Below are 18,242 nucleotides of genomic sequence, written 5' to 3' on the forward strand. Positions count from 1 at the left end.
TGTATTACTCCTCCGACTTACTCAGCGCCGCCGATGAAGTCCAGGTTCTGGCCTTCTTTCAGGGTGACGTAAGCTTTTTTCCAGTCGCTACGACGACCGATACGCTGTCCGTGACGTTTAACTTTCCCTTTAACAACCAGGGTGTTAACGACTTCGACTTCGACTTCAAACAGTTTCTGCACAGCAGCTTTGATTTCTGCTTTAGTCGCGTCTTTAGCAACTTTGAGAACGATGGTGTTGGTTTTTTCCATCGCAGTAGACGCTTTTTCAGAAACGTGCGGTGCGCGCAGCACCTTCAGCAGACGTTCTTCACGAATCATGCCAGCATCTCCTCAACTTGCTTAACAGCATCAGCAGTCATTACGACTTTGTCGAAGGCGATCAGGCTAACCGGGTCGATACCTGCAGCATCGCGTACGTCAACCTTGTGCAGGTTGCGCGCAGCCAGGAACAGGTTCTCGTCCAGTTCACCGGTGATGATCAGCACATCTTCCAGAGCCATGTCTTTCAGTTTCTGTGCCAGCAGCTTGGTTTTCGGCGCTTCTACAGAGAACTTTTCGACTACGATCAGACGATCCTGACGTACCAGTTCGGACAGGATGCTTTTCAGCGCGCCGCGGTACATCTTTTTGTTAACTTTTTGACTGTGGTCCTGCGGACGCGCAGCGAAGGTTACGCCACCAGAGCGCCAGATCGGGCTCTTGATGGAACCGGAACGCGCACGGCCAGTACCTTTCTGGCGCCACGGTTTTTTACCGGAGCCAGTCACTTCAGCACGGGTCTTCTGAGCACGAGTACCCTGACGAGCACCAGCTGCGTAAGCAACTACAACCTGGTGTACCAGCGCTTCGTTGAAATCACGACCGAAGGTAGTTTCGGAAACAGTCAGCGCGCTCTGCGCGTCTTTCAGTACTAATTCCATTGCTATCTCCTCACGCCTTCACAGCTGGTTTAACGATCAGGTCGCTACCGGTCGCACCCGGGACAGCACCTTTAACCAGCAGCAGGTTGCGCTCAGCGTCAACACGTACTACGTCCAGGCTCTGAACGGTTACACGCTCGTTACCCAGCTGACCTGCCATTTTCTTGCCTTTGAACACTTTGCCCGGAGTCTGGTTCTGACCGATAGAACCCGGAACGCGGTGAGACAAGGAGTTACCGTGAGTAGCGTCCTGGGTACGGAAGTTCCAGCGCTTAACGGTACCTGCGAAACCTTTACCTTTAGAGGTGCCAGTTACGTCTACTTTTTTAACTTCAGCAAACAGCTCAACGCTAATGCTCTGACCTACGGTGTATTCTTCGCCATCAGCGAGGCGGAATTCCCACAGACCACGGCCGGCTTCTACGCCAGCTTTAGCGAAGTGACCCGCTTCCGGCTTGGTTACGCGGTTAGCTTTTTTAGCACCGGTGGTAACCTGTACAGCGCGGTAGCCATCGTTAGCCAGATCTTTAACCTGAGTAACGCGGTTTGCTTCAACTTCGATAACGGTTACTGGGATAGAAACGCCTTCTTCAGTGAAGATGCGGGTCATACCCACTTTTTTACCGACTAAACCAATCATTGTTTCAACCTCTCAATCGCTCAATGACCTGATTAACCCAGGCTGATCTGCACGTCTACACCGGCAGCCAGATCCAGACGCATCAGAGCATCAACGGTTTTCTCGGTTGGCTCAACGATGTCAACCAGACGCTTGTGAGTGCGGATTTCGTACTGATCGCGCGCGTCTTTGTTAACGTGCGGGGAGATCAGAACGGTGAAGCGCTCTTTGCGGGTCGGCAGCGGGATCGGACCACGGACTTGCGCACCAGTGCGCTTAGCAGTCTCGACGATTTCCGCAGTTGATTGATCGATCAGGCGATGATCAAACGCTTTCAGGCGGATACGGATTCTTTGGTTCTGCATGAGACCAGAGCTCCAATTATTTTATAGACGAAAATGATTACTCCTCGCACCCATTACGATTGATGGGGGAGTGTAACCGTTCTTGCGTAGTTCCCCGATTGGGAACATTGTTGGCAACAAAAAAGACGTTGCCAGGGTTCTGATTGAACCGGCCGTCATTAATGACAGGCCCGCGCATTATACGTAAATCTCACGCAGGCGCAAGTAGTGATTATAAAATAAGCGCACGGGAGCTTTCTCGTTCATCGCTGCAATGCGGTGCAACATCTGGAGAAATATCAGAAGGAGCGCCGTGCTTTTTTTTCATCACCCTTTTTTCTTCCAGAAACGCCTCTAGGATGAGCGCAAAACAAAGCGAGGCGTTGTTATGGTAGCTCTTCTATTTATTAGCCTTTATTACCTGCTGAGTCTGCGATTGGCCTGGACGGACTATAAAACGGGATTCTTACCGGATCGCCTCACCTGCCCTCTTCTCTGGAGCGGTCTGGCTTTTTATCTGCTCTGGAAGAACGAATTTTTACAGGCTGCCGTAAGCGGAGCGATAGCAGGCTATCTTTTCTTCTGGACTGTATCCTGGGTTTTTAGAAGATGGCGAGGTTATGAAGGACTGGGGTTTGGCGATGTGAAGCTACTCGCCGCTCTCGGAGCCTGGCATGGCTGGCAGGAGATCGCAGCCATTGTTTTTCTTGCCGCCGCCGGCGGACTTATCGCCCTTATTGCGGGCGCGACACTCTTCCATCGGCAACAGATATTAAAAACCCCGCAGCCATTTGGACCTTTTCTGGTCGCTGCGGGGTTGATTGTCAGTTGCCGAACTTTTTACGCACCGGTAGAGCAAAGCATCAAGACTCTTCTTTGATTTGGGACTGGATGTAGTTTTGCAGACCAATCTTGCTGATGAGGTCTAACTCCGTCTCCAGCCAGTCAATATGATGCTCTTCGTCGGCAAGAATTTTGATCATCATGTCACGGCTGACGTAGTCATGGATGCTGTCAGCATAAGCGATAGCTTCACGCAGATCCTTCGCCCCCTCCATCTCAAGTGCGAGGTCTGAGCGCAGCATCTCTTCAACATCCTCACCGATGTGAAGTTTTCCCAGGTCCTGCAGATTGGGAATACCTTCCAGAAACAAAATCCTCTCAATATATTGATCGGCATGTTTCATTTCATCGATTGATTCGTGGTATTCAACATCATTGAGGCGCATCAGGCCCCAGTTCTTAAACATTCTCGCATGGAGAAAGTACTGATTAATTGCGACCAGCTCATTTCCCAATAATTTATTGAGATAAGTTATTATCTTAATATCACCTTTCATTTTTCTTCCCTCCGCTTCCACTACTTGAAGCGTAGATGCGCTGCGGAGTAAGTCAAAAAAAAGATAAAGCTTCAGGCAATCTCTTTGTATTCCGGGATCTGTATCAGCTCTTCCTGCATTATTTCACGCGCAGCTCGCACGCATTTACCGCATTGGTTGCCGACCGGGATAAATTTCCGAAGCTGCTGAAAAGACTGGGGGTGAAACTGGCGTACCGCCTCACGAATTTTTTTATCACTTACACCGTTACACAAACAAACGTACATGATGGCTCCCGTTTAATTTATGCTCAAAGTGTAAATGAGAATAGTTATGATTACAATAGCACAGCGGCGGCTGCCCGTAGGGGAAATTTAAGATAAGTGCGAACAAATGTGACAGATACGGCACTCTGTGAAAGTGGCCTGTTTAAAGAAGTCAGGGCAATAAAAAAGGGCGCCGAAGCGCCCTTTTCCGTTCAGGAGAATTAACCCAGAACTTTAGCAACCACGCCCGCGCCAACGGTACGGCCGCCTTCGCGGATTGCGAAACGCAGACCGTCGTCCATCGCGATCGGGTGGATCAGGGTAACAACCATTTTGATGTTGTCGCCCGGCATTACCATCTCCACGCCTTCCGGCAGTTCGATGGTGCCAGTCACGTCAGTGGTACGGAAGTAGAACTGCGGACGGTAGCCTTTGAAGAACGGAGTGTGACGGCCGCCTTCATCTTTGGACAGAATGTACACTTCAGATTCGAACTTGGTGTGCGGCTTGATGGTGCCCGGCTTCGCCAGTACCTGGCCACGTTCGATTTCTTCACGCTTGATACCACGCAGCAGAACGCCAACGTTCTCGCCCGCACGGCCTTCGTCCAGCAGTTTGCGGAACATTTCAACACCGGTACAGGTGGATTTCGCGGTATCCTTGATACCAACAATTTCAACTTCTTCACCCACTTTGATGATACCGCGCTCTACACGACCGGTAACAACGGTACCACGACCGGAGATGGAGAATACGTCTTCGATCGGCAGCAGGAACGGCTTGTCAATTGCGCGCTCCGGTTCCGGGATGTAGGAATCCAGGAAGCCAGCCAGTTCGATGATTTTCGCTTCCCACTCAGCGTCGCCTTCCAGCGCTTTCAGAGCGGAACCACGTACGATCGGGGTGTCGTCGCCCGGGAAGTCGTACTGAGACAGCAGTTCGCGAACTTCCATCTCTACCAGTTCCAGCAGCTCTTCGTCATCAACCATGTCGCACTTGTTCAGGAACACGATGATGTACGGAACGCCTACCTGACGACCCAGCAGGATGTGCTCACGGGTCTGCGGCATCGGGCCGTCAGTCGCAGCAACAACCAGGATAGCGCCGTCCATCTGAGCAGCACCGGTGATCATGTTTTTCACGTAGTCGGCGTGGCCCGGGCAGTCAACGTGCGCGTAGTGACGGGTCGGGGTGTCGTATTCAACGTGAGAGGTGTTGATGGTGATACCACGAGCTTTCTCTTCCGGCGCGTTATCGATCTGATCGAATGCACGAGCAGAACCACCGTAGGTTTTAGCCAGAACGGTAGTGATGGCAGCAGTCAGGGTAGTTTTACCATGGTCAACGTGGCCGATAGTACCGACGTTGACGTGCGGTTTTGTACGTTCAAATTTTTCTTTAGACACGGCTATATTCCTTACTATAGCGCCCCCTCATCGAGGGGGCACGGGACTTTGTTTTTAACCCTGCGGCTTATTTACCACGGGCTTCGATTACGGCCTGAGCAACGTTGTTCGGCGCATCATCATACTTCAGGAATTCCATAGTGTATGATGCACGACCTTTGGTCAGAGAACGCAGCTGAGTTGCATATCCGAACATTTCAGACAGCGGAACTTCAGCGTGGATCTTAACGCCAGTTACTTCGGACTCCTGACCACGCAGCATACCGCGACGACGGCTCAAGTCACCGATAACGTCACCGGTGTTCTCTTCCGGAGTTTCTACTTCAACCTTCATGATCGGCTCAAGCAGAACTGGGTTTGCTTTCTTAAAGCCTTCTTTAAAGGCGATAGAAGCAGCCAGTTTAAACGCCAGTTCAGAGGAGTCAACGTCGTGGTAAGAACCGAAGTGCAGACGCACGCCCATGTCAACTACCGGATAACCAGCCAGCGGGCCAGACTTCAGCTGCTCCTGGATACCTTTATCAACGGCCGGGATGTATTCGCCAGGAATTACGCCGCCTTTGATGTCGTTGATGAACTCGTAACCTTTCGGATTTGAGCCCGGCTCCAGCGGGTACATGTCGATAACAACATGACCATACTGACCGCGACCACCAGACTGCTTAGCGTGTTTACCTTCGATATCGGTAACTTTGCTGCGAATCGCTTCGCGGTAAGCAACCTGAGGTTTACCTACGTTAGCTTCAACGTTGAACTCGCGCTTCATACGGTCAACGATGATGTCCAGGTGCAGTTCACCCATACCAGCGATGATGGTCTGGTTAGATTCTTCGTCAGTCCATACACGGAAAGACGGGTCTTCTTTAGCCAGACGGCCCAGAGCCAGACCCATTTTTTCCTGGTCAGCTTTGGTTTTCGGTTCAACCGCGATAGAGATTACCGGCTCAGGGAACTCCATACGCTCCAGAATGATCGGCGCATTCGGGTCACACAGGGTGTCACCAGTAGTCACGTCTTTCAGACCGATAGCAGCAGCGATGTCGCCTGCACGAACTTCTTTAATCTCTTCACGTTTGTTCGCATGCATCTGTACGATACGACCGAAACGCTCACGAGCAGCTTTCACGGAGTTCAGGATGGTGTCACCGGAGTTAACCACGCCAGAATACACGCGGAAGAACGTCAGGTTACCAACGAACGGGTCGGTAGCAATTTTAAACGCCAGTGCAGAGAACGGCTCGTCGTCGCTTGCGTGACGCTCAGCCGGAGTGTCTTTACCGTCGTCCAGGATACCGTTGATCGCAGGAACGTCTACCGGGGACGGCAGGTAGTCAACTACCGCATCCAGCATCGCCTGAACACCTTTGTTCTTGAACGCAGAACCACAGGTTACCAGGATGATTTCGTTGTTAAGAACACGCTGACGCAGAGCGGATTTAATCTCTTCTTCAGTCAGTTCTTCACCACCCAGGTATTTCTCCATCAGCTCTTCAGAAGCTTCAGCTGCGGATTCGATCAGGTTCTGGTGCCATTCGTCAGCCAGGTCCTGCATCTCAGCCGGGATATCTTCGTATTCGAAGGTTACGCCCTGGTCTGCGTCGTTCCAGTTGATGGCTTTCATTTTCACCAGGTCAACAACACCGGTGAAGCCTTCTTCAGCGCCAATCGCCAGCTGCAGCGGAACCGGGTTCGCGCCCAGACGGGTTTTGATCTGGTTAACGACTTTCAGGAAGTTCGCGCCCATACGGTCCATTTTGTTAACGAACGCGATACGCGGAACTTTGTATTTGTTAGCCTGACGCCATACGGTTTCAGACTGCGGCTGAACACCACCAACTGCGCAGTAAACCATTACCGCACCGTCAAGAACACGCATGGAACGTTCTACTTCGATGGTGAAGTCAACGTGCCCCGGGGTGTCGATGATGTTGATACGATGCGGTTCATACTGCTTAGCCATACCAGACCAGAATGCGGTAGTCGCAGCGGAGGTAATGGTGATACCACGCTCCTGCTCCTGCTCCATCCAGTCCATGGTTGCGGCGCCGTCATGAACTTCACCGATTTTGTGGTTTACACCGGTGTAGAACAGAATACGTTCGGTAGTAGTGGTCTTACCGGCGTCGATATGCGCACTGATACCGATGTTACGATAGCGTGCGATGGGTGTTGTACGAGCCATTTGATTCCTCGTTTGTTTCTTTAGGCGCTCAGATTAAGTTACCCAGAACGGGCGACTTATCTCAAGCGCCCGTCTGGTGACTAACATGCCGAAGGGATTACCAACGGTAGTGTGCGAACGCCTTGTTGGCTTCTGCCATACGGTGAACGTCTTCACGTTTCTTAACTGCAGTACCTTTGTTGTCTGCAGCATCAGAAAGTTCGTTCGCCAGGCGCAGAGCCATGGATTTATCACCGCGTTTACGAGCAGCTTCAACGATCCAACGCATTGCCAGAGCATTGCGGCGAACCGGACGGACTTCAACTGGTACCTGATAAGTAGAACCACCAACGCGGCGAGACTTAACTTCGACAGTCGGGCGCACGTTTTCGAGAGCTACTTCGAAAGCTTCCAGTTCAGATTTACCAGAACGCTGAGCCAGGGTCTCCAGCGCGCTGTATACGATTGCTTCGGCAGTAGATTTTTTACCATCTACCATCAGGATGTTCACAAATTTAGCCAGCAGTTCTGATCCGAACTTCGGATCCGGCAGAATTTTACGCTGACCAATGACGCGACGACGTGGCATGGAAATACTCCGTTGTTAATTCAGGATTGTCCAAAACTCTACGAGTTTAGTTTGACATTAAAAATAAAACGTTTGGCCTTACTTAACGGAGAACCATTAAGCCTTAGGACGCTTCACGCCGTACTTGGAGCGAGCCTGCTTACGGTCTTTAACGCCGGAGCAGTCAAGCGCACCACGAACGGTGTGGTAACGAACACCCGGGAGGTCTTTAACACGACCGCCACGGATCAGGATCACGGAGTGCTCCTGCAGGTTGTGACCTTCACCACCGATGTAGGAAGTCACTTCAAAACCGTTAGTCAGACGAACACGGCATACTTTACGCAGCGCGGAGTTCGGTTTTTTCGGGGTGGTGGTATATACGCGAGTACATACGCCACGTTTTTGCGGGCATGCTTCCAGCGCCGGCACGTTGCTTTTTGCAACTTTGCGAGAGCGTGGTTTGCGTACCAGCTGGTTAACTGTTGCCATTAAATAGCTCCTGGTTTTAGCTTTTGCTTCGTAAACACGTAATAAATCGTCCCCATATAATATGAGGACGCGGAATTTTAGGGCTGAGCCGAAAAGGTGTCAAGAAATATACAGCGATCCCGGCGTTACCAGGCGATTTGATTGCGATGTTTTACCGTGAGGCTGACGAAATGAGTATAGCCAACCCTGTCGATACTGTTCGAAAATTGAGCGGACAAGCCACGCGCTTCGATGTCATCGTTCAACGCGTACACAGAGATGGGGGCGCTAAGCAATAATTCAAGGAAGCGGCTGCCTTTAATACCGGCCAGCACGCCATCCTGAATCAGCAGCAGGTCGTCGCCAGCGCTAAGCGTACGCAGCAACGCCTCAACGTCGCACTGCCAGGGAGAATGAGAAAGCGTATGCAGCATGCCAGCCTCAGAAAGTTAACAACACATCAAACTCATCGAGGCGGGTGCGAAGCGCCTCTGGCTCCAGCGCCTCTGCCTCGATAACAAAATCCTGCCCGGCGGGGATGCCGCGTTCACGCAGCGACTGCGCGCACACCCAGCACTGGTCGATGTCATACAGGGGCAGTACTTTAAACGTCGAAATGTAGTCACGCGCGAGGATTTTTTTCGGATTCTGACCAGGCAAGATTTGCATCACACCGTCGCTCAGAAAAAAGACGCCGATATCTTCCGTCAGCGCGGAAGTCGCTAATAGCGCATCCAGCCCCTCTCTGCCGGCGGAAGAGCCGTGAGGAGCAGAGGTAAACAGAAAAGCCACGCGTTTCATCAGAACTGCACCACTCTGTCGCAGGTCAGCGTCGCTTCCGCCAGCGCGCCAAGACCGCTTAAGGTAAAGCCGGGCTGGAGATTGGCAGCCGGCAGACCCGCCTGCTTCGCTTCGCTTTCATCCGTTACGCCACGTCGCAGCGCAGCCGCTACGCAGATATGCAATTCAGCGCCATGCCGGTTATGAAGCTGCTGCCAGGCGCGAACCAAATCAAACTCGTCACTTGCCGGCAAGGTCAACTGGTTGGCGTTGTACACCCCTTCCCGATAAAAAAAGACGCTGACAAGCGTATGGCCTTCGGCAAGTAAAGCCTCGGCGAACTGGTAAGCGGAACTGGCCTGCTGTGTTCCATAGGCCGGTCCTGTCACCATCAGGGCAAAACGCATCAGCGATCCTGCCCCTGAAAGTCCCCGTTCTTGAACTGGCGGATATAAAGGTAGACCGTGTGCTTGGAGATATTCAGCCGATCTGCGACCTGGTTTATCGCATCCTTAATATCGAAGATGCCTTTCTCATACAGGTTGAGCACAATCTGGCGGTTCTTGGCATTGTTAGACACGTTACGGTCCGCATTCACCTCTTCAATGGTGAACTCCAGCGTCTGCGTCACCAGATCTTCTACCGACGAGGCGAAGTTAACGGAAGAAGGCACTTCCTGATCCTGAGTTTCAGGCGGAACGAAGGTGCTCATGATCTGCGAGAAAGGGACGTCCAGGTTCATATTGATGCACAGCAGGCCAATGACGCGATGGTCACGATTGCGAATAGCGATGGTCACCGACTTCATCAACACGCCGCTTTTAGCGCGAGTGAAATAGCATTTGGAGACGCTGCTGTCTGCGCCGGTCATATCATGGAGCATGCGCAACGCGAGATCGGTAATCGGCGAGCCGATTTTACGGCCAGTGTGTTCACCGTTGGCGATGCGGATCGCCGAGCATTTAAGATCCTGAAGCGAATGCAGGACGATTTCACAATGGGAGCCGATGAGCATCGCTAACCCGTCCACCACCGCTTCATAAGATTTAAGGATATCGAAGTCGGTTTGATCAAAAGGACGTTGATCCAGCAAATCAAGTTCGCTGGTTTCATTGGTTAAAAGCGAATTGGACATGAAAAAATACCACCCTCTACAGAGAGCCTGTCGTTTTCAGTCAGGGCAGACTCATCACTCAGTTGTTACACAGACCGCTAAAGTAATACAGCGTAAGATGTGCTTTCCAGTTTTTATTATATCGTGCTCAAAATAAAAAACCGCCGCCCAATTGGGCGGCGGCTCGAAGCGACTTATTTAGCTTTCGCGTCAGCGGCAGCGTTATCTCCCGCTGCGGCTTCCGGCTTCGCATCCGCTTTCGGCGCCGGTTTGATATCCAGCAGCTCTACGTCGAACACCAGCGTGGAGTTAGCCGGGATGCCCGGAACGCCGGTTTTACCGTAAGCCAGCTCAGGCGGAATGACCAGCTTGATTTTGCCGCCTTTCTTGATGTACTTCAGGCCTTCAGTCCAGCCCGGGATAACGCCATCCAGACGGAAAGAGAGCGGCTCGCCGCGGGTGTAAGAGTTATCGAACTCTTTACCATCGATAAGCGTACCTTTGTAGTTAACCACTACGGTATCGCTGTCTTTCGGCGCGTCGCCGCTGCCCGCTTTCTCGACTTTATACATCAGGCCGGTAGAAGAGGTTTTCACATCTTTCTCTTTGGCGAAGGCGTCACGGAAGGCTTTGCCTTTATCGGCGTTTTCTTTCGCGTCCTTCTCCATTTTTTCCTGTGCGGCGGTCTTCACGCGGGTTTCGAAAGCCTGAAGGGTCTGTTCGATCTCCTGGTCGGAAAGTTTGCTCTTGTCAGCAAACGCGTCCTGCACGCCTGCGATCAGCTGCGCTTTATCCAGCTTGATGCCCAGCTTCTCTTGCTCTTTCAGCGAGTTTTCCATGTAACGACCCAGCGATGCGCCCAGCGCATAAGCCGATTTCTGATCGTCATTTTTGAATGCCGCATTTGCGCTTGCTGCGGCAGGCGCATCTTTCGCCGGTGCGGCCGCGGAGGCCAGCGGTGCATTCAGCGCAACGGCCATGGTGGTCGCCAGCAGCGTGACTTTAAACAGTGATTTCATCCATTTTCTCCAGGACCGGGGCCTCTCACCCCAGAGTTATATAAAATAAGGAAACTAATATAAAACGTTGCGGGGGAAATCTACACACCCTCCCCACCGGTAATCGATTTATTTCAGATTATTTTTGTTTAAATACGTTTCCTGACGGCAAAGTTCAGCAAGCGCGGCAAATTTTTCGTAAAATCGCCGCTCTGACGGAGGAACATCATGCAGCATAAGTCTTTAGAAGCGCGTCTGGCGGAGCTGGAAAGCCGGCTGGCATTTCAGGAGATCACTATCGAAGAGCTGAACCAGACCGTGACGGCTCACGAACTCGAAATGGTGAAACTGCGTGAGCAGCAACGGCTTCTGATAGAAAAAGTCAAAGCGAGCCAGACATCGATGATTGCGTCGCAGGCGGAAGAGACACCGCCGCCGCATTATTAAAGGCAATAAAAAAGGGCGTCTTCAACGCCCTTTTCTTTGTGCTTAGTGGCAGCCGCAGCCACCGCCGCCGCAACCACCTTTACTGCCGTGATCGTGGCCGTGACCGCCGCAGCAACCGTCGTGGTCGTGATCATGGTCGTGGTCGTGATGATGGCCATGCGCGCCGTGAACGTGGCCGTGAGCCAGCTCTTCTTCGGTCGCTTCGCGAATCGCTACCACTTCTACGTTGAAGTTCAGGTTCTGGCCCGCCAGCATGTGGTTGCCGTCAACCACAACGTGGTCGTCTTCCACTTCGGTAATCTCTACCGGTACCGGACCCTGATCGGTTTCCGCCAGGAAGCGCATGCCAACCTGCAGTTCGTCAACGCCCATGAAGACGTCTTTCGGTACGCGCTGCACCAGGTTTTCGTCATACTGACCGTAAGCGTCGTTCGCGCCGACGCTAACGTCGAAGCGATCGCCAACGTCGTGACCTTCCAGCGCTTTTTCCAGCCCTGAAATCAGGGAGCCGTGACCATGCAGGTAGTCCAGCGGCGCACTCACCGGAGACTCATCAACCAACACACCGTCTTCTGTACGTACCTGATAGGCCAGGCTGACCACCAGGTCTTTTGCTACTTTCATGATATCTCCTGAGCGGAAAAAAATGTCAGGCGCGATTGTAGCCCAAATCAACGCCCGTGTACCCTTAAGCTTAAAGAAAGCTGGGGCATATCGCTAGTCGGGATGAAAAATCCCAATCACTTGCTCTTCTTTGCGTACATGCTCGCGAGCTTCTTTATCCGCTTCACGCATCTGGTGTCCGCATTTCACGCACTCCACCACATCGACATTATTTTCCCGCCACATCGCCAGCGAATCCTGGGCCTGGCAGGCAGGGCAGCGCGCCCCGGCAATAAAACGTTTACGAACCGCCATAACTCACCTTCTATTCAAATTCGTCCCAGCCATCAAGCTGACGCCGCTCCTGCTGCATCTCCCGCTGGAAGATCTCCTCCAGCTCGCGTCGCGCTTCCCGCGCGCGGGAAATCTGCGCGTTATCAGTATGCACAGGCATAAGCTCTCGCAGCATGCGCATATCAAGGCGGCGAAAATGCAACTGTGCGCGCTGCGCCTGGTGAGGATGCATGCCAAGCGACATCAACGTCTTGCGCCCAAGCTCCAGCGCGCTGGAAAACGTCTCACGAGAAAATTGCTTCACGCCCGCCTGCAGAAGCTCATGCGCCTCCACACGCCCTCTTGCGCGCGCCAGGATTTCTAGCTGTGGAAAGTTCTGCTGGCACAGATGGACTATTTTCATCGTGTCCTCCGGGTCGTTGCAAGTAATCACAATGGATTTGGCTGCCTCCGCGCCAGCCGCCCGCAGCAAATCAACCTGGGTGGCGTCGCCGTAATAAACTTTATAACCATACCGGCGCATCAGATTCACCGCGCTGATATCCCGCTCCAGCACCGTGATGCGCATTTTATTCGCCATCAGCAAGCGCCCAATAACCTGTCCGAAACGGCCAAAGCCGACAATAATCACCTGCGGTTGATCGTCCTCGACATAGGGCTTTTCATCCGTTTCATCGGGCGAATTAAACTGGCGCGCCAGAAGCTTATCTATGCCTTTCATCACCAGCGGCGTCGTCATCATCGACAGGGTGACGGTGACCAGCAGCAGCGCCATCTGGTCGTCATGAAACAGCCGTTGCGAAGAGGCGGTGGAAAAGAGGACGAACGCGAACTCCCCGCCCTGGCTCAACACGCCGGAAAACTGCAGCCTTTCGGAGTTACGCAGGCCATAAATGCGCGAAAGCACGTAAAGCACCAGCATTTTTACCGCCACCAGCACCGCGACGCTCATCACCACCCACAGAATATGGGTATAGAGCACGCCAAGGTTCAACGCCATGCCCACCGAGATGAAAAAGAGCCCCAGCAGCAGCCCTTTAAACGGCTCGATAGCGCTTTCCAGCTCATGGCGGTATTCGCTTTCCGCCAGCAGCACGCCAGCGATAAAAGTCCCAAGCGCCATAGAAAAGCCCAGCGCATCCATAAACAGCGCCGAACCCAGCACCAGCAGCAGCGCGGCGGCGGTAAACACTTCCCGCACGCCGGAAGCGGCGATAAAACGAAACAGCGGACGCAACAGGTAGCGTCCGCCCAGCAGCATGCCGGCGAAAGCCAGCACCTTCATACCGACCTTCATCCAGTCGAGATGCTCGTCGCTGTTGCCTGCAAGCAGCGGCACCAGCGCCAGCGCCGGGATCACGGCCAGATCCTGAAACAGCAGAACAGAGAAGCCAAGCTGCCCCGACTCGCTGCGATTCATTCCCTTGTCGCGCATAAGCTGTAGCGCCATAGCAGTGGAGGACATCGCCAGACCAATGCCGCCTACCAGCGCCGCCTGCCATGAAAACTCCGTCAGCATTAACAACCCGGCCAGAATCAGCGCGCTGAAAACAACCTGCGCCGCCCCCACGCCAAATATTGAGCGCCTTAGCTGCCAGAGTTTCGAAGGATTAAGCTCAAGGCCGATGAGGAACATCAGAAAGACCACGCCCAGCTCGGAGAAGTGCAAAATTTCCTGCACGTCGCTGATAAAACCGAGCCCCCACGGGCCGATGGCGATCCCCGCCAGCAAATAGCCCAGCACGGCGCCGATGCCGAGGCGCGCCGCAACCGGCACCGCCACGACGGCGGCAAAAAGGAACAGCACGCCCGCCAGCAACAAATCAGACCCTTCCATCAGCGGCCTCCTGCTGCCAGCGGCGAAGCCAGCCAGTCGCCGTAGGCTTTGGCATGGCTTGCCAGCGCTTCCGGCGTCTGGCGGCGCGCCCAGTAAACAATGATGGGGGTCAGCCACTGCATGCGGCACATGGCGGCGGTCAGCTCAAAAGGCCGCAGAATATCGCTAAGGGAATAGCGGTTAGCGCCGTCGTAGCGGTACGCCCCCTCCGGCTCGCCGGTGGTGACGACGTTACGCCAGTACTTTCCCGCCAATTGGTTGCCTCCAGTCCCGCTGGCGAAGCCGCGGCTTAGCACGCGGTCAAGCCACTCTTTCAACAGCGCCGGGCAGCTATAGGTATAAAGCGGAAACTGAAAAACAATCACGTCGTGCTCGCGCAGCAACGCCTGTTCATGGGCGATATCGATAAAAAAATCGGGATAGTGTGCATAGAGGTCATGCACCGTGACATTTGGAAGCTGTAAAGCCGGCTTAAGCAAAACCCGGTTGGCTACCGAGTCCTGAGATTCCGGATGGGCATACAGCAGCAAAACTCTCGCTGTCTGTGACATCATTCCCCTCCAGGGCGTCGTCATTGTCATTATTTTGGGCTACCATGGCGGCCCCACGCGGCGCGCTTAGCGCTACGTTACCTGATTATAATGACAACTTAACATAGTCTGAACATACGGCGCCTTATGATTGTTTTCTCCTCGTTACAAATCCGCCGCGGCACGCGCGTGCTGCTGGACAATGCCACCGCCACCATTAATCCCGGTCAGAAAGTGGGGCTGGTGGGTAAAAACGGCTGCGGCAAATCCACGCTGCTGTCGCTGTTAAAAAACGAGATGAGCGCCGATGGCGGCAGCTTCAGCTATCCGGGCACCTGGCAACTCGCCTGGGTAAACCAAGAGACGCCCGCCCTGCCGCAGCCCGCCATGGAATATGTGATTGACGGCGATCGTGAATATCGCCAGCTGGAGAGCGAGCTGAATCAGGCTAACGAACGCAACGACGGTCACGCCATCGCCACGGTGCACGGCAAGCTCGACGCCATCGACGCCTGGAGCATCCGTTCCCGCGCCGCGAGCCTGCTGCACGGTCTGGGCTTCAGCAATGAGCAGTTGGAGCGCCCGGTAAGCGACTTCTCCGGCGGCTGGCGCATGCGCCTCAACCTTGCGCAGGCGCTTATTTGCCGCTCCGATTTGCTGCTGCTCGACGAACCGACCAACCACCTCGATCTCGACGCGGTGATCTGGCTGGAGAAATGGCTGAAGAGCTATCAGGGCACGCTGATCCTGATTTCCCACGACCGCGACTTCCTTGACCCGGTGGTGGACAAAATTATTCATATCGAGCAGCAGACGCTGTTCGAGTACACCGGCAACTACAGCTCGTTTGAGCGCCAGCGCGCCACGCGCCTTGCCCAGCAACAGTCGATGTATGAAAGCCAGCAGCAGCGCGTCGCGCATCTGCAGAGCTTTATCGACCGCTTTAAAGCCAAAGCCTCCAAAGCCAAACAGGCGCAAAGCCGTGTGAAGATGCTGGAGCGTATGGAGCTGATTGCCCCGGCGCATGTCGATAACCCGTTCCACTTCAGCTTCCGCGCGCCGGAAAGCCTGCCCAACCCGCTGCTGAAAATGGAGAAAGTCAGCGCAGGCTACAACGAGCGCATCATTCTCGACTCCATTAAGCTTAACCTGGTGCCCGGCTCGCGTATCGGCCTGCTTGGCCGCAACGGCGCGGGTAAATCCACGCTGATCAAGCTGCTGGCGGGCGAACTGGCGCCGGTAAGCGGCGAAATCGGGTTAGCGAAGGGCATCAAGCTTGGCTACTTCGCCCAGCATCAGTTGGAGTTCCTGCGAGCGGACGAGTCGCCTTTGCAGCATCTGGCGCGCCTCGCGCCGCGTGAGCTGGAGCAACAGCTGCGCGATTATCTGGGCGGATTTGGCTTCCAGGGCGATAAAGTCACGGAAATGACCGAACGCTTCTCCGGCGGTGAAAAAGCGCGCCTGGTGCTGGCGCTGATCGTCTGGCAGCGCCCTAATCTGCTGCTGCTCGACGAACCGACTAACCACCTCGACCTGGATATGCGTCAGGCGCTGACCGAAGCGCTGATTGAATTTGAAGGCGCGCTGGTCGTGGTATCGCACGACCGCCACCTGCTGCGCTCCACCACCGACGATCTCTATCTGGTTCACGACGGCAAAGTAGAGCCGTTCGACGGCGATCTGGAGGATTACCAGCAGTGGCTGAGCGACCTGCAAAAACAGGAAAGTCAGCCTGCGGAGTCGTCGAAAGAGAACGCCAACAGCGCTCAGGCGCGTAAAGATCAAAAACGCCGCGAGGCGGAACTGCGCACTCTCACGCAGCCGCTGCGTAAAGAGATAACCCAGCTGGAAAAACAGATGGAGAAGCTCAACGCCGAGCTGGCGCAGGTGGAAGAGAAGCTGAGCGACAGCGCCCTTTACGATCAGAGCCGTAAGGCGGAACTGACGGAGTGCCTGCAAACGCAGGCCAAAGCGAAAGCGACGCTGGAAGAGTGTGAAATGGCCTGGCTGGATGCCCATGAACGCCTCGAAGCGATGACCCAGGGCGATTAATCAGCCAGGCACAGTGGCGTTATTGCTCTGCCGCCAGGCGCTGGCGCAGCGTTTCCAGATGTTCGGTGTGATAAAGCTTACCGTCCAGAAAACGGGTTTTTAGCTCACCCTGCTGCTCCTGCGTCCAGGTTTGCTCGTCAAAGAGCTGATAATCCCCCGCCTCGTTGCGCTCAACCCGCAGCAGACCGCGCGCGGAGCGTTTCAGGCCATTGTCGGTTTTCGGCTCTTTGAAAATCATGCGCCCGACGCCGTTGACCTCGCCGTAAGTGGCTTTCATTGCAAAACCGAACGTGTCGCGGGTGTTGTACTGGTAGGTAAAAGAGCCCACGCCAAACACCACGTTAGAACTGGCGAAACCTTTTGCCGCCAGACGGCGCAAAATCTCATCGGCGCGCTCAAGGGTAATGGAGTCGCCGTAAATCAGCCCGACGTGCGGGTCGAGCACCTTAAATCCTTTCTCATTCACGGCGCCGCCGAAAATCTCCCACAGCACTTCCACCGACCCTTTCTCTTCGGGCGTGCGTTCTGCACGCGTATCGTCATCCGCCGCCGTGCCGCACAGAATATCTACCGGGTCGCCGCTGTCCGGGCGAAACACCACGCGGCCTTCCCGCGCCATGATTGAACCCTTCAGCTCGCGGGTGTATTCGGTCAAAACGCGCCAGTAATCCCAGGTATCAGAAACAATCGAGACAATACCGTTCGGGTAAAGGTCGCAAATCAGTCGGCGGAAGGTCTCGATTTCCCCGGCCTGCTCGCCCATGCACATTACGCTGTGCTCGGTCGCCGGTACCGACGCCGCGATAAAGTAGTCCTCGCCCTGGGTGTAGTAATCGCGGGCGTAAAGTACGGAAGGGATGTTGTCGGTGCCTTTAAAGCTCAGCAGGTGGCCGCAGCCTGCCTGGGCGGTGTCCTGAAGCCCGGACATGCCGCGAAACGAGAAGTCATGGCACTGAAAATCGAGATGGCTCGCATCACTGCAGGTTTCCTTCGCCCAGCGCTCGCAGATAAGGCGATAGTGGTGTGCGATGGTGGCGTTGGTCGACGCTTTCCACAGCTCAGCGGAAAGCACCGTCTCCAGGTAGTTTACCAGCCAGAAAAACTCATCTCGGGTATTGGTAATGGTAAGGACCGGCACCTTCATCGCCACTTTGCTGCCTTCATCCAGCGCTTTGATGTGCAGCGGCAGATAACCCAACTGGTGCAGAGCGCGGATATGCTCAGCGCTGACCGCCCCTTTGCCCATGTAGCTGTCCATGACCGCCTGGTATTCCGCTACCACCTCTTGCTCGTCACGGGCGAAGAAGCGCTCGTTGAAGAGATCAACCAGGAACCACTGCAAAAAGCCCTGCAGGCCGAAAAAGACCAGCTTGCCGTCCGCTACCGGAGAATGAAAATGACGATCGCTGCGCGGCGTAAAGTTTGAATAAACCTTTGTCGTTCCTGCCGGGTACTGCTCGCGGTGTGAAACTTTGTAACCATCGATAGCCAGAATCGGGTTCATCATTTTC

23 protein-coding genes are annotated in these 18,242 nt (G+C 54.2%); 3 read left to right on the top strand and 20 right to left on the bottom strand.

Features of this window, described 5'->3' with window-relative positions; genetic code table 11:
- Nucleotides 1-17: 17 nt before the first annotated feature.
- Genes rplW through rpsJ form a run of 4 tightly spaced genes read right to left on the bottom strand, consistent with a single transcriptional unit; the run spans nucleotide 18 to nucleotide 1,906 of the window.
- Entirely contained in the window at nucleotides 18-320 is a 303-nt protein-coding gene (gene rplW, locus ACU4F7_RS20080; RefSeq protein ID WP_004388606.1) for a 50S ribosomal protein L23, read from the bottom strand.
- Nucleotides 317-922 (bottom strand): 50S ribosomal protein L4, encoded by a 606-nt coding sequence (rplD, locus tag ACU4F7_RS20085; RefSeq protein WP_024558311.1) that lies wholly within the window; start codon nucleotides 920-922, stop codon nucleotides 317-319. Before rplD ends, rplW begins: the two co-directional genes overlap by 4 nt.
- Before the next feature lie 10 nt (nucleotides 923-932).
- A complete protein-coding gene (gene rplC / locus ACU4F7_RS20090; protein WP_007681261.1) occupies nucleotides 933-1,562 on the bottom strand; it encodes a 50S ribosomal protein L3 in 630 nt (209 codons plus the stop codon).
- A 32-nt stretch (nucleotides 1,563-1,594) separates the two neighbouring features.
- Nucleotides 1,595-1,906 (bottom strand): 30S ribosomal protein S10, encoded by a 312-nt coding sequence (gene rpsJ, locus ACU4F7_RS20095; RefSeq protein ID WP_001181005.1) that lies wholly within the window; start codon nucleotides 1,904-1,906, stop codon nucleotides 1,595-1,597.
- A 367-nt stretch (nucleotides 1,907-2,273) separates the two neighbouring features.
- Here rpsJ and ACU4F7_RS20100 point away from each other — a divergent pair, with 367 nt between their 5' ends.
- Nucleotides 2,274-2,765 (top strand): prepilin peptidase, encoded by a 492-nt coding sequence (locus ACU4F7_RS20100; RefSeq protein ID WP_029590163.1) that lies wholly within the window; start codon nucleotides 2,274-2,276, stop codon nucleotides 2,763-2,765.
- Here ACU4F7_RS20100 and bfr read toward each other — a convergent pair.
- The 11 genes from bfr to fkpA all read right to left on the bottom strand — a co-directional run bounded on the left by bfr (nucleotide 2,749) and on the right by fkpA (nucleotide 10,989).
- The gene (bfr, locus tag ACU4F7_RS20105; protein ID WP_024558309.1) at nucleotides 2,749-3,225 is read right to left on the bottom strand and encodes a bacterioferritin; all 477 of its coding nucleotides are present in this window, start codon (nucleotides 3,223-3,225) and stop codon (nucleotides 2,749-2,751) included. The genes ACU4F7_RS20100 and bfr overlap by 17 nt on opposite strands.
- 71 nt (nucleotides 3,226-3,296) lie before the next feature.
- The gene (gene bfd / locus ACU4F7_RS20110; protein WP_029590164.1) at nucleotides 3,297-3,491 is read right to left on the bottom strand and encodes a bacterioferritin-associated ferredoxin; all 195 of its coding nucleotides are present in this window, start codon (nucleotides 3,489-3,491) and stop codon (nucleotides 3,297-3,299) included.
- Nucleotides 3,492-3,691: 200 nt separating this feature from the next.
- Entirely contained in the window at nucleotides 3,692-4,876 is a 1,185-nt protein-coding gene (gene tuf / locus ACU4F7_RS20115) for an elongation factor Tu (protein ID WP_048888810.1), read from the bottom strand.
- Nucleotides 4,877-4,943: 67 nt separating this feature from the next.
- Nucleotides 4,944-7,058, bottom strand: a complete 2,115-nt coding sequence (fusA, locus tag ACU4F7_RS20120) for an elongation factor G (RefSeq protein WP_024558558.1) — start codon at nucleotides 7,056-7,058, stop codon at nucleotides 4,944-4,946.
- Nucleotides 7,059-7,155: 97 nt separating this feature from the next.
- Nucleotides 7,156-7,626 (bottom strand): 30S ribosomal protein S7, encoded by a 471-nt coding sequence (gene rpsG / locus ACU4F7_RS20125; protein WP_024558557.1) that lies wholly within the window; start codon nucleotides 7,624-7,626, stop codon nucleotides 7,156-7,158.
- Nucleotides 7,627-7,722: 96 nt separating this feature from the next.
- Nucleotides 7,723-8,097 carry a 30S ribosomal protein S12 gene (rpsL, locus tag ACU4F7_RS20130; protein ID WP_002436309.1) on the bottom strand — a complete coding sequence of 125 codons (375 nt, stop codon included), beginning with the start codon at nucleotides 8,095-8,097 and terminating at the stop codon, nucleotides 7,723-7,725.
- Nucleotides 8,098-8,222: 125 nt separating this feature from the next.
- Nucleotides 8,223-8,510, bottom strand: a complete 288-nt coding sequence (gene tusB / locus ACU4F7_RS20135; RefSeq protein WP_481637628.1) for a sulfurtransferase complex subunit TusB — start codon at nucleotides 8,508-8,510, stop codon at nucleotides 8,223-8,225.
- A gap of 7 nt (nucleotides 8,511-8,517) precedes the next feature.
- Nucleotides 8,518-8,877, bottom strand: coding sequence for a sulfurtransferase complex subunit TusC (gene tusC, locus ACU4F7_RS20140; protein ID WP_481637629.1), 360 nt, complete (start codon nucleotides 8,875-8,877; stop codon nucleotides 8,518-8,520).
- Nucleotides 8,877-9,263, bottom strand: a complete 387-nt coding sequence (tusD, locus tag ACU4F7_RS20145; RefSeq protein ID WP_029590529.1) for a sulfurtransferase complex subunit TusD — start codon at nucleotides 9,261-9,263, stop codon at nucleotides 8,877-8,879. The genes tusC and tusD overlap by 1 nt, the downstream gene beginning before the upstream one ends.
- On the bottom strand, nucleotides 9,263-9,991 hold the full coding sequence (locus ACU4F7_RS20150; RefSeq protein WP_024558553.1) for a helix-turn-helix transcriptional regulator: 729 nt from the start codon (nucleotides 9,989-9,991) through the stop codon (nucleotides 9,263-9,265). Before ACU4F7_RS20150 ends, tusD begins: the two co-directional genes overlap by 1 nt.
- Before the next feature lie 173 nt (nucleotides 9,992-10,164).
- Entirely contained in the window at nucleotides 10,165-10,989 is an 825-nt protein-coding gene (gene fkpA, locus ACU4F7_RS20155; RefSeq protein ID WP_029590530.1) for an FKBP-type peptidyl-prolyl cis-trans isomerase, read from the bottom strand.
- Between the two features lie 207 nt (nucleotides 10,990-11,196).
- Between fkpA and ACU4F7_RS20160 the strand changes: the two genes are divergently transcribed.
- Entirely contained in the window at nucleotides 11,197-11,415 is a 219-nt protein-coding gene (locus tag ACU4F7_RS20160) for a protein SlyX (protein WP_024558551.1), read from the top strand.
- A gap of 42 nt (nucleotides 11,416-11,457) precedes the next feature.
- On the opposite strand, the gene slyD is transcribed toward ACU4F7_RS20160, so the two are convergent.
- From slyD to kefG, 4 genes are all read right to left on the bottom strand, one after another.
- Nucleotides 11,458-12,039 (bottom strand): peptidylprolyl isomerase, encoded by a 582-nt coding sequence (gene slyD, locus ACU4F7_RS20165; protein WP_029590531.1) that lies wholly within the window; start codon nucleotides 12,037-12,039, stop codon nucleotides 11,458-11,460.
- 93 nt (nucleotides 12,040-12,132) lie between these two features.
- Nucleotides 12,133-12,333, bottom strand: a complete 201-nt coding sequence (locus ACU4F7_RS20170) for a YheV family putative zinc ribbon protein (protein ID WP_024558549.1) — start codon at nucleotides 12,331-12,333, stop codon at nucleotides 12,133-12,135.
- A 10-nt stretch (nucleotides 12,334-12,343) separates the two neighbouring features.
- Nucleotides 12,344-14,149 carry a glutathione-regulated potassium-efflux system protein KefB gene (gene kefB / locus ACU4F7_RS20175; protein WP_024560253.1) on the bottom strand — a complete coding sequence of 602 codons (1,806 nt, stop codon included), beginning with the start codon at nucleotides 14,147-14,149 and terminating at the stop codon, nucleotides 12,344-12,346.
- The gene (gene kefG, locus ACU4F7_RS20180) at nucleotides 14,149-14,703 is read right to left on the bottom strand and encodes a glutathione-regulated potassium-efflux system ancillary protein KefG (protein ID WP_029590532.1); all 555 of its coding nucleotides are present in this window, start codon (nucleotides 14,701-14,703) and stop codon (nucleotides 14,149-14,151) included. Before kefG ends, kefB begins: the two co-directional genes overlap by 1 nt.
- A gap of 123 nt (nucleotides 14,704-14,826) precedes the next feature.
- On the opposite strand from kefG, the gene ACU4F7_RS20185 reads away from it, so the two are divergent.
- A complete protein-coding gene (locus ACU4F7_RS20185; protein ID WP_029590533.1) occupies nucleotides 14,827-16,731 on the top strand; it encodes an ABC transporter ATP-binding protein in 1,905 nt (634 codons plus the stop codon).
- A gap of 19 nt (nucleotides 16,732-16,750) precedes the next feature.
- On the opposite strand, the gene ACU4F7_RS20190 is transcribed toward ACU4F7_RS20185, so the two are convergent.
- On the bottom strand, nucleotides 16,751-18,238 hold the full coding sequence (locus tag ACU4F7_RS20190; RefSeq protein ID WP_481637630.1) for a nicotinate phosphoribosyltransferase: 1,488 nt from the start codon (nucleotides 18,236-18,238) through the stop codon (nucleotides 16,751-16,753).
- Nucleotides 18,239-18,242: the final 4 nt, after the last annotated feature.

The organism is Franconibacter pulveris, assembly GCF_056780215.1.

Coding starts and splice junctions, on each gene's coding strand:
- rplW (WP_004388606.1), bottom strand. CDS start 320: ATGATTCGTGAAGAACGTCTGCTGAAGGTGCTGCGCGCACCGCACGTT.
- rplD (WP_024558311.1), bottom strand. CDS start 922: ATGGAATTAGTACTGAAAGACGCGCAGAGCGCGCTGACTGTTTCCGAA.
- rplC (WP_007681261.1), bottom strand. CDS start 1,562: ATGATTGGTTTAGTCGGTAAAAAAGTGGGTATGACCCGCATCTTCACT.
- rpsJ (WP_001181005.1), bottom strand. CDS start 1,906: ATGCAGAACCAAAGAATCCGTATCCGCCTGAAAGCGTTTGATCATCGC.
- ACU4F7_RS20100 (WP_029590163.1), top strand. CDS start 2,274: ATGGTAGCTCTTCTATTTATTAGCCTTTATTACCTGCTGAGTCTGCGA.
- bfr (WP_024558309.1), bottom strand. CDS start 3,225: ATGAAAGGTGATATTAAGATAATAACTTATCTCAATAAATTATTGGGA.
- bfd (WP_029590164.1), bottom strand. CDS start 3,491: ATGTACGTTTGTTTGTGTAACGGTGTAAGTGATAAAAAAATTCGTGAG.
- fusA (WP_024558558.1), bottom strand. CDS start 7,058: ATGGCTCGTACAACACCCATCGCACGCTATCGTAACATCGGTATCAGT.
- rpsG (WP_024558557.1), bottom strand. CDS start 7,626: ATGCCACGTCGTCGCGTCATTGGTCAGCGTAAAATTCTGCCGGATCCG.
- rpsL (WP_002436309.1), bottom strand. CDS start 8,097: ATGGCAACAGTTAACCAGCTGGTACGCAAACCACGCTCTCGCAAAGTT.
- tusB (WP_481637628.1), bottom strand. CDS start 8,510: ATGCTGCATACGCTTTCTCATTCTCCCTGGCAGTGCGACGTTGAGGCG.
- tusC (WP_481637629.1), bottom strand. CDS start 8,877: ATGAAACGCGTGGCTTTTCTGTTTACCTCTGCTCCTCACGGCTCTTCC.
- tusD (WP_029590529.1), bottom strand. CDS start 9,263: ATGCGTTTTGCCCTGATGGTGACAGGACCGGCCTATGGAACACAGCAG.
- ACU4F7_RS20150 (WP_024558553.1), bottom strand. CDS start 9,991: ATGTCCAATTCGCTTTTAACCAATGAAACCAGCGAACTTGATTTGCTG.
- fkpA (WP_029590530.1), bottom strand. CDS start 10,989: ATGAAATCACTGTTTAAAGTCACGCTGCTGGCGACCACCATGGCCGTT.
- ACU4F7_RS20160 (WP_024558551.1), top strand. CDS start 11,197: ATGCAGCATAAGTCTTTAGAAGCGCGTCTGGCGGAGCTGGAAAGCCGG.
- slyD (WP_029590531.1), bottom strand. CDS start 12,039: ATGAAAGTAGCAAAAGACCTGGTGGTCAGCCTGGCCTATCAGGTACGT.
- ACU4F7_RS20170 (WP_024558549.1), bottom strand. CDS start 12,333: ATGGCGGTTCGTAAACGTTTTATTGCCGGGGCGCGCTGCCCTGCCTGC.
- kefB (WP_024560253.1), bottom strand. CDS start 14,149: ATGGAAGGGTCTGATTTGTTGCTGGCGGGCGTGCTGTTCCTTTTTGCC.
- kefG (WP_029590532.1), bottom strand. CDS start 14,703: ATGATGTCACAGACAGCGAGAGTTTTGCTGCTGTATGCCCATCCGGAA.
- ACU4F7_RS20185 (WP_029590533.1), top strand. CDS start 14,827: ATGATTGTTTTCTCCTCGTTACAAATCCGCCGCGGCACGCGCGTGCTG.
- ACU4F7_RS20190 (WP_481637630.1), bottom strand. CDS start 18,238: ATGATGAACCCGATTCTGGCTATCGATGGTTACAAAGTTTCACACCGC.